Raw genomic sequence first — 8,252 nt, 5'->3', positions numbered from 1 at the left:
ACCCATCACGCTCCTGAGCTGTAAAGATACCACATTTGCAACCAATTCACAACACCTGCCACAAACGATTTGCCTAAGGCAAAGCTGTAAAGATACCACATTTGCAACCAATTCACAACGGGAGCGGCTCGACCCTTATCGCAGCACAGGGCTGTAAAGATACCACATTTGCAACCAATTCACAACCTCCTCTCGTGAGATACGTGCAGCCTCGCGTGCTGTAAAGATACCACATTTGCAACCAATTCACAAATGAGAGTTGAGAATTGAGAGGTTAGGGGTTAGGAAATGGGGCTAATACAAAAAAAAAGAGGGAAAACCTCGGCGACGGCTAAAAGCCTCGCCGACGGTTTAACTTAGCCTGATTACGGTTTGAAACGCGAAGCTGGAGCTTCGCGCTACAGTTAAAAAGCCTCGCCGACGGTTGAACTTAAATTCTAAAAACATTCCGAAAATGTAGGGACAAGGCACTGCCTTGTCCTTGTATTCGCTGTATTTGCGCCCAGTCGTTGGTGAGGACACCAACAACGGCATAGGAGAGAATTAGGAAATAGGGGCTAATACAAAAAAAAGATAAAACCTCGGCGACGGCTAAAAGCCTCGCCGACGGTTGCTTTTAAATTCTAAAAACATTCCGAAAATGTAGGGACAAGGCACTGCCTTGTCCTTATATTTGCCAGTCGTTGGTGAGGACACCAACAACGGCATAGGACACCAACAACGGCGTAGAAAAAGAAAAAAACCTCGGCGACGGCTAAATGCCTCGCCGACGGTTGCTATTTTTTGATTTTTTAAAACGAAATGCTTACCTTTGGTCGTTTTCGCATTTCTTGTTTATTTCGGCTGCTTATTTTTCCTGCTCCCTTCGTTGTTATGTCCCATACTCCTACGCCTTCGGCTTCTCACTTAGAGAAATTGCAACAAACGGTTCAAAAATTAGACCTGCAAAGTCAGACCTTGCAGGCACTTGCCAGCGTCTATGCACGCATGGAAGCGACAGAAGCGGGCTATGCCCAAAATCTGCAAGCTCTACACGATTTGCAGGCGCAGTTGGCTGCCCACAAAGAGGCTTTGGCTGCACAGGTATCGCACCTGCTCAAAGAAAATCAGCACTTGGAGCAAAAGGTGGAAACTGCCTATCAGCAGATGGTAGAAAAACACACCCAACTCACTGATTTAGAGGGACATTTGCAGGCACAAGTAGAAGCCTTACAACAGAGAACTGACCAAAATACCGCCCAATTCCGACAAGCCTTTCAAACCCATCAACAAGGTTTGGAAGAAAAGCTAAAAGCCCTCACGCAGCAAAATGAAACTTTCTACCAACAAACCGCTGAAAGCCTCGATTTTCGCCTGCAAAATGTGCAGCAGCAGGTTACGCAATTTTACGAACAGACCAAAAGCCGTTTGGAAGAACGCCTCACTGCCTTAGGCACACAAAACGAAAACCATCACACCCGTATCCAAACTGCCTTAGAAGGGCGGCTGCACGAACTTTTTACCCAACAGGCAGCCTACCTTGCGCACCTCGAACCCACTACGCGCACTTTGGCGCAAACGGTAGCCGAATTGGATAAATACGGCAGGCATCTATCTGAATATGAGCGTGTTATTGCACAACAGGGCGAACAGCTTGCGACGCTCGCAAATCCGATACAGGGCATAGACCAGTACCAAAAGCAAGCCTTTAAGCATCTCTATCAGGCATTGATACAGGAAGGAAAGGTCAATGCTGATAAGTTGGCGCAGTCTTTTTCAGAGGCACAAAACCAAACAAGCGACGCACTAAAAGAAGATTTGAAAAGCGGTCTGGAGGCTTTGAAAAATAGGGTAGAAAGCGAACTTCAGACCCAAAAACAAGCCTTTGGCGAAGCCTTACAAGAGCAGGGCAGGCAGGCGCGGCAGAATTTTGAAGCCTTGCAAGAAAAAATCGAAAACATAGAAAAGCAACATTTGGCGCATTGGGAGGTCTTTTCCGAAAATATCAACAACCAACTTGCGCCCATAGAGCAGGGTTTGGAAATGAAACTCAAACTCGAAACGCAGGCTTTGGGCAAGCGTCTGCAACAGCAAAGTATCTTTCTTTGGGTTGCGATAGGATTGGGTTTGCTCAATTTGGTGGTGCTTTTGCTTTTATATTTTAAATAATGAAAAAGGCAAATTTTGTGTCATAAACTTTGTATCACAAATTTTACAGTGCAAAAGTTGCCGCTCCAAAAAATGACTTATCCATCTTTTCTTTTTTCAAATGAAACCTTCTTTTCTACCATTTTCGTTTTCTTTCTTACTTTTAATCACACTTTTGGCAGACCTCAAAGCCCAATCTGCTCCTAAGTATAGCAATGAATTTTTAGCGATTGGGGTGGGCGCACGTGGCTTGGGCATGGCAAATACGCAGGCGGCGGTAACGAACGACGTTACGGCGGCGTATTGGAATCCCGCAGGGCTGCTTTTGGCAAGCGAACCCTATGAACTTTCCCTGATGCACATTGCCTATTTCGGGGGGATTGCGAATTACGACTATGGCGGCTTTACGGCTAAAATTGATAGTACAAGCCGTTTGGCTGTATCGCTTATTCGTTTTGGCATAGACGACATTCCCGATACGCGCTTCCTAATTGATGCGGACGGCAATATCGATTATAGCCGCGTGGGGTCTTTTGCGGAGGCTTCCTATGCTTTTATGTTTTCGTATGCAAAGGCAGTAACGCTCAAAATCAAGGAGAAAAATACGGCAAAAGGGACAATTCCTGCACGCTATATCCCTTTGCGTTTGGGTGCAAATGCCAAAATTATCAATAGAAGTGCGGGTGTTTTTTCTAATGCTTGGGGCTTCGGACTCGATTTAGGCGTACAGACCGACTTAGGAAAGTGGCAACTTGGCATCATGGGGCGCGACATCACAGGCACATACAACGCTTGGAATTTTAATACCGAGGCGGTAGCTGATGTCTTTGCGCAGACGGGAAACGAAATTCCTACCAATTCTATTGAAATCACGCTCCCACGCCTGCAAATCGGACTCGCAAGGGCTTTCAGAACCCAAACCGACCAAATCGGACTCCTGACCACTATCGGACTCGAAACCACCTTCGACGGCAAGCGCAATACTTTGCTCAAAACGAATCTTTTTTCTATCAGCCCCAGCGCAGGAGTGGAAATTGATTACAAAAGAACGGTTTTTTTAAGGGGCGGAATCGGAAATTTCCAACAAATCACCGACTTTGACCGTACTTATACCACCTTCCAACCCAATTTCGGAATCGGTATCTGGATTAAAAAATTCAAAATCGACTACGCCCTAACCAATGCCTTCCAACAGGCTGACCTACCGCTCTCGCATGTCTTTTCACTTTCAGCGCGTTTTAATCAGAGCGATTTACAGAAATTGGCGAAAAAGTAGTACCAAAAAGTATTCTTAAAATGCTCCTTTGTGATATAAAAATTTCTTTTTTTACTTCCTTTTTGCTTACTTTTCAATGACCAAGAACAAGAAAATCATCTTAGGCGTGCTAACCTTCTCGCCCTTATTTTTGATGGTGCTTTATTTTATTGCCTTTTTTCTCTTTTTCGTTTCTACCCTGCTTACGGGCGGCTATCAGGCGCAGGTAATCTCACAGGGCGGCACGCCTTCGGTTTTCCCTATGCTTTCGCTGCTGGGTAGTTTTTCAGTGCTTTTTATTTTGGTTTCACTTATGGGCGTTATTTCGGTAGGAATAATGGGTTATTATCTTTATGATGCCATTTCCGACAAAAACTTAGACGACACAGAACGCCTTATCTGGATTTTGCTCCTGCTGCTTTCAGGCGGCATTGGCTCGATGGTTTATTGGTACATGCGCATTTGGAAAAGAGAAAAAGATTTGCTTGTTAGGTAAAAATAGCCCCTAAGTGTTTTTAGGAATTTTAAAGTCGCTTAGGGGTCATGTTTTTTTGAGGCGACATACAAACTAATTTTTAATATCAAATAAAAATGAGAAATTGGCTAAAAGAGCTAAATGGAAAAACGGTCGACAAAATATATCAAGTTGATTTTAATGAAAATAGGCAGGAAGACTTTTATTTGCCTTGGCTTTTTTTTGTAACATTTATAGATTTTGGTAAATTTTTAGAAATAGAAGGAGATTTTGATGGAGAGCGCATAAAGGTAAATCTTTATGATAATTCGCAACTTGATAATAAAATAAAAGAAAATAATCTAATTGACTTGCCAGACTGTTGGCGTGTGTATGATACCAAGCAAGACGAGATGATTGGTCAATTTTTGGGACAAAGGATTGAGTTTGTGGAGTATGGCATTGATAAAAAAGAGTTTGAAATCGACAAAATTAAAATCGAAGGACAAGAAAATATTTTCAATTTTATACGATTTAATTGTGAAAAAATAAACTTAACAATTTTTGAAGGTTCTGCAACTGGACTTGGGGTTTCAGACGACCCTAACGTAAAGCTAAATTTTGAGGAAACATTTGATAAGTACGATACAAGATAAAACGCCTTTTTCTGTCGGCATTGGCTCGATGGCACATTTGGAAAAGGGAAAAGATTTGCTTGTTAGGTAAAAATAGCTCCTAAGCCGCTTACCTGCACTTTGGCTTTCTTTTGCATTTTCCCTTTCAACGCTCTTACAAATTTTAACTACAAAAAAGTAGAAAAAAAATTGCGCCCTTTGGGGAAAAGGTGTAACTTGTGGAACTAAGGTTCTTTGGGTTTGCTAAGGAACAAGAAACAATTTTGTACTGTGCAATAACTTGCACATAATTACCTATTTGCATCAATATTATGACAACACTACAAAAAATTATTAGCTTCTTGACATTAATGGCATTTTGCGCGTGCAACACCTCATCAACTAATACAACTTTGGCGACCCAAACCGACAGTGTTATTAGCGACACGACAGGCTTTTCCACTTACATAGCTGATACATCAACATTTGAAAATGAAGAAGCAGAAAAAAAAGCCGTTTACGCATTTACACTAAAATTTAACGAACTTTCAATTTCTATCTATAATTTCAGCACTGATAGAGAGGGTGGAGAGGCAGACCAAATTCAGGGAGATACAGTTGAAATTTATGCTGAACTGGGCGAAACAATAGAAGGACAACTTATTTCTGTTTCAAGCGACCAACTCACAGACTTGCAAGTTGAGCAACGTTACGAAACAAGTGTTACCATTATGAACGAAGGACCGCATTGCGACCTAAAAGATTGGAAGCATTTTTACTCTGAATGGAACAAACTGCAAGTCAATAGCGAAGGAGAATTTACTTGCGATGAATACACAGAAAAAGAATCTGAAAAATTCCCAAAAATATCAATTAATGATTTGAAGCAAACAGTAAAAGAAAAATGTAGCGAAGGTTGGCTTGAACTGATAGAAAATATAAAGAAACCAACTGAATATCCAAGCGGTGTAACTATTAGTCGCTATTACCTACGGGTAAGTGGGCAACGCAAGAACAACGGGCAGACCGTAACCAAGTTAATAATTATTGAAATGCCGATGGGCTGCTAATTAACACAAGAAACACAAAGCCCTAACGGTTTTCAAAAAAACGTTAGGGCTAAACCCAATCCCTAAAAGACACTTACAAATTTTAACTACAAAAAAGTAGAAAAAAATTGCGCCCTTTGGGGAAAAGGTGTAACTTGCAGCTGCTAAAAGCGTATGAAGGTTTGACCTTCGAGAGTTTTTTGTGTGAATAGTATTATTCAAAGCTCTTTGGATATGATGGTGAACGCGGAAAAGTTTTGAAATGTGTATGGGCTGTGTGTAACTAACTACCTCTTAGGAGTAAGCGTAGGACGACACTCGTGCAGCCTGATGCAGTAAGAATTAGACGTTGAATGATTGTCCCCATTTTGGTTTTTGGGGCAGACTTGGAATATAGTCCTTTAAGTTCGCTCTATCTTCGTTCAGTGTTGGGAGACAGTAATTCACCGTCTTACGAACTTAGTTAAACGGTTTGATAATCATACCGAAAGAAAATAACTAATAATTGTAATATTTATTTATATTTACACATTGATAAAATTTTATGACTGAAAAAATTCAAAAAACTATCATCAGTAAATACTTAGCTTTAGCTGAAAAGGACACAGTAAATGAAACCGATTTATCGGACTTACTTATAGCCGTTGAAAATCTTTACAAGAACAGAATTTTAACCGAAAGCGACATATATCTAAACAAAATTGAGTTGATACGAACAAGCATCTCAACAGACTTGGAAACACTACGAAGAAAACGAACAAACAAAGAAATTAAACTTACAACCAACAAGAGTTTTTTACAAATACTGACATCAGACATTGAAGCAGCAAATTATGGTAATACAGATTTGTCTGACATTGATAAATTTGAGAACGACAAAGAAGTTTCCCTATCGGCAGACAACGTTTTACGAGTGCTTGAAAATTTGATTATTCCAAAACGGAGAATTTCTGAAGAAAAAGAGTTTGAAAAATTTGTTCACGAACGACTTACAAAAGTTTTTGGCAAAGAGAGAGTTCACAGGCAGTATAGCATAGGCGGCTTTTTAGCTCTTAAGTCCGATATTGATGTTGGCAATGGGCAGGTTGGAATTGAACTGAAAGTTGCTGACAATCTTAGTTCAACAGATATGCAACGACTCATCGGACAAGTGGTTTATTATAAACGTAGATTTTATAACAATAATCTTATTCTTTTTATAGCAAGTAAAAATACAATCAATCCAACAATAAAAGAATTGTTAGGCTTTGTTGATGAACTTGAAGTAAAAACTGTTTTCACAACAGCAATAAGTTTATAGCGACAGAAATCTGACCAAAATGTAAGGCAAGCCGTTAGGTGTTGCACCTACGACCTATCAATTCAGCTAGCCTTAGATTTTAGGGGCTGCTGCTACCGAAGCACCTAAAAAATAGCATTTCGTATTTGCTTTTTGCTATTTTTGTGGTATCTTAAGAGGAGAAATATAAGGTTTGTCCTATTACTTAGTAGGTCGCAGTATCAGGCTACGTTTAATGGAAAACTAAAACGTTCAGGGTTCATTGCACCAAAAACTACAAATGGGGTAATATGGACTTTCCTACAGATTATTAACCAAAGCTATATGGATATTGAAGAATATATCAGTAGAGTTATATCAAAAGTATACGAGAAAGATAAAACTCTTTTTTTATTAAAATATTTGGATTTAGATACTTTTGAGAAAATGACTATAAAAATTCACTATGAAAATGTAGGAATAGCAGATAGTTATTTGTTTTACACCTTTCCATTTTGGAAAAGTATAAACTACGAAAATTTACTAAATATTTTTTACAGATTTATATTGATACACAAGAAAGGTAGTTTATTTGGTTTTGAGTGTTTTATGAATTTTTTTTATATATTCCTTAAAGTAGATTTAATCAAGGTGTATGCTGAAACAACTATTGCTAACCAACAGTTAAGAGATTGGGTATTAGAAGGGTACATAAAAGGAGCAGGCTCTTTGTTTTATTATCTGTCCTGTCGCAACACATTTGAAGAAAAATTAAGATACTATGATTTAAGTTATGAAACATTAGAGGAAATAGGGCAAAAATTTATCAATCAAGGTGCTTATAAAGCAGATAAAATTCCATACATAAATGAAGTTTATAATTATGATAGAGCGGTAGGTATTCCAAACAACTGGAAAGCATGGGCTAAAGAGTATAAAAATAAATAAAAACTTCAGCTAAAATTATCCTTGCAAAAATATGGCTAAGGCGTGAGGCAAGGGAAGTGCTAAAAAATCCGCCCTTCATCAAGCCTCTTTTGTTTTTGCACCAAAACGATAAAATCCCAATAAAATTCGTAACTTTGCACTACAACACGAACCTACGAAAAATGAGCAAAATCAATCCGAAAATAGATTTAGTTTTCAAAAAACTTTTTGGTTCAGAGGAAAATAAAGACATTTTACTGTCTTTGATAAACGCTATTTTGCCCGCAGAACAGCAGGTAGCCACTATTACGCTAAAAAATCCCTACAATGTTTCCGACTATGCCGAGGGCAAACTTACGATTTTAGACATTAAGGCAGAGGACGAGCGCGGCAATTTGTACGATATAGAGATGCAACTAAAAGGGTCAAATTTTTATGGGAAACGTACTTTGTATTATTGGGCAAAAATGTTTGGTTCGCAGATGGATTATCTGACCCAAGAAGAGCAGGAGAGGAAAAAGCGGAAGACCTATTCCGAACTTCACAAATGTATCGTTATTAGCTTAAT

The 8,252-nt window shown here is 39.3% G+C and carries 8 protein-coding genes; all 8 read left to right on the top strand.

What is annotated here, in order from left to right; all coding sequences use genetic code 11:
- Positions 1-873: 873 nt before the first annotated feature.
- A complete protein-coding gene (locus G500_RS0117740) occupies positions 874-2,148 on the top strand; it encodes a coiled-coil domain-containing protein (RefSeq protein ID WP_154657216.1) in 1,275 nt (424 codons plus the stop codon).
- 100 nt (positions 2,149-2,248) lie between these two features.
- Positions 2,249-3,403: a putative type IX sorting system protein PorV2 gene (locus tag G500_RS0117735; RefSeq protein WP_027003519.1), complete on the top strand. Its 1,155-nt coding sequence runs from the start codon at positions 2,249-2,251 to the stop codon at positions 3,401-3,403.
- A 76-nt stretch (positions 3,404-3,479) separates the two neighbouring features.
- Positions 3,480-3,878, top strand: coding sequence for a hypothetical protein (locus G500_RS0117730; RefSeq protein WP_027003518.1), 399 nt, complete (start codon positions 3,480-3,482; stop codon positions 3,876-3,878).
- Between the two features lie 95 nt (positions 3,879-3,973).
- On the top strand, positions 3,974-4,492 hold the full coding sequence (locus tag G500_RS0117725; RefSeq protein ID WP_027003517.1) for a hypothetical protein: 519 nt from the start codon (positions 3,974-3,976) through the stop codon (positions 4,490-4,492).
- 290 nt (positions 4,493-4,782) lie between these two features.
- The gene (locus G500_RS0117720; protein WP_154657215.1) at positions 4,783-5,520 is read left to right on the top strand and encodes a hypothetical protein; all 738 of its coding nucleotides are present in this window, start codon (positions 4,783-4,785) and stop codon (positions 5,518-5,520) included.
- Positions 5,521-6,043: 523 nt separating this feature from the next.
- A complete protein-coding gene (locus G500_RS0117715) occupies positions 6,044-6,799 on the top strand; it encodes a hypothetical protein (RefSeq protein WP_027003515.1) in 756 nt (251 codons plus the stop codon).
- A 303-nt stretch (positions 6,800-7,102) separates the two neighbouring features.
- Entirely contained in the window at positions 7,103-7,705 is a 603-nt protein-coding gene (locus G500_RS0117710; RefSeq protein WP_154657214.1) for a hypothetical protein, read from the top strand.
- A 161-nt stretch (positions 7,706-7,866) separates the two neighbouring features.
- A partial coding sequence (locus G500_RS25265) for an Rpn family recombination-promoting nuclease/putative transposase (protein ID WP_027003513.1) occupies positions 7,867-8,252 on the top strand: 386 nt, incomplete at its 3' end.

Source organism: Hugenholtzia roseola DSM 9546 (assembly GCF_000422585.1).
Classification (GTDB): Bacteria; Bacteroidota; Bacteroidia; order Cytophagales; family Bernardetiaceae; genus Hugenholtzia; species Hugenholtzia roseola.
This window is presented reverse-complemented; position numbering and strand designations above follow the sequence as displayed.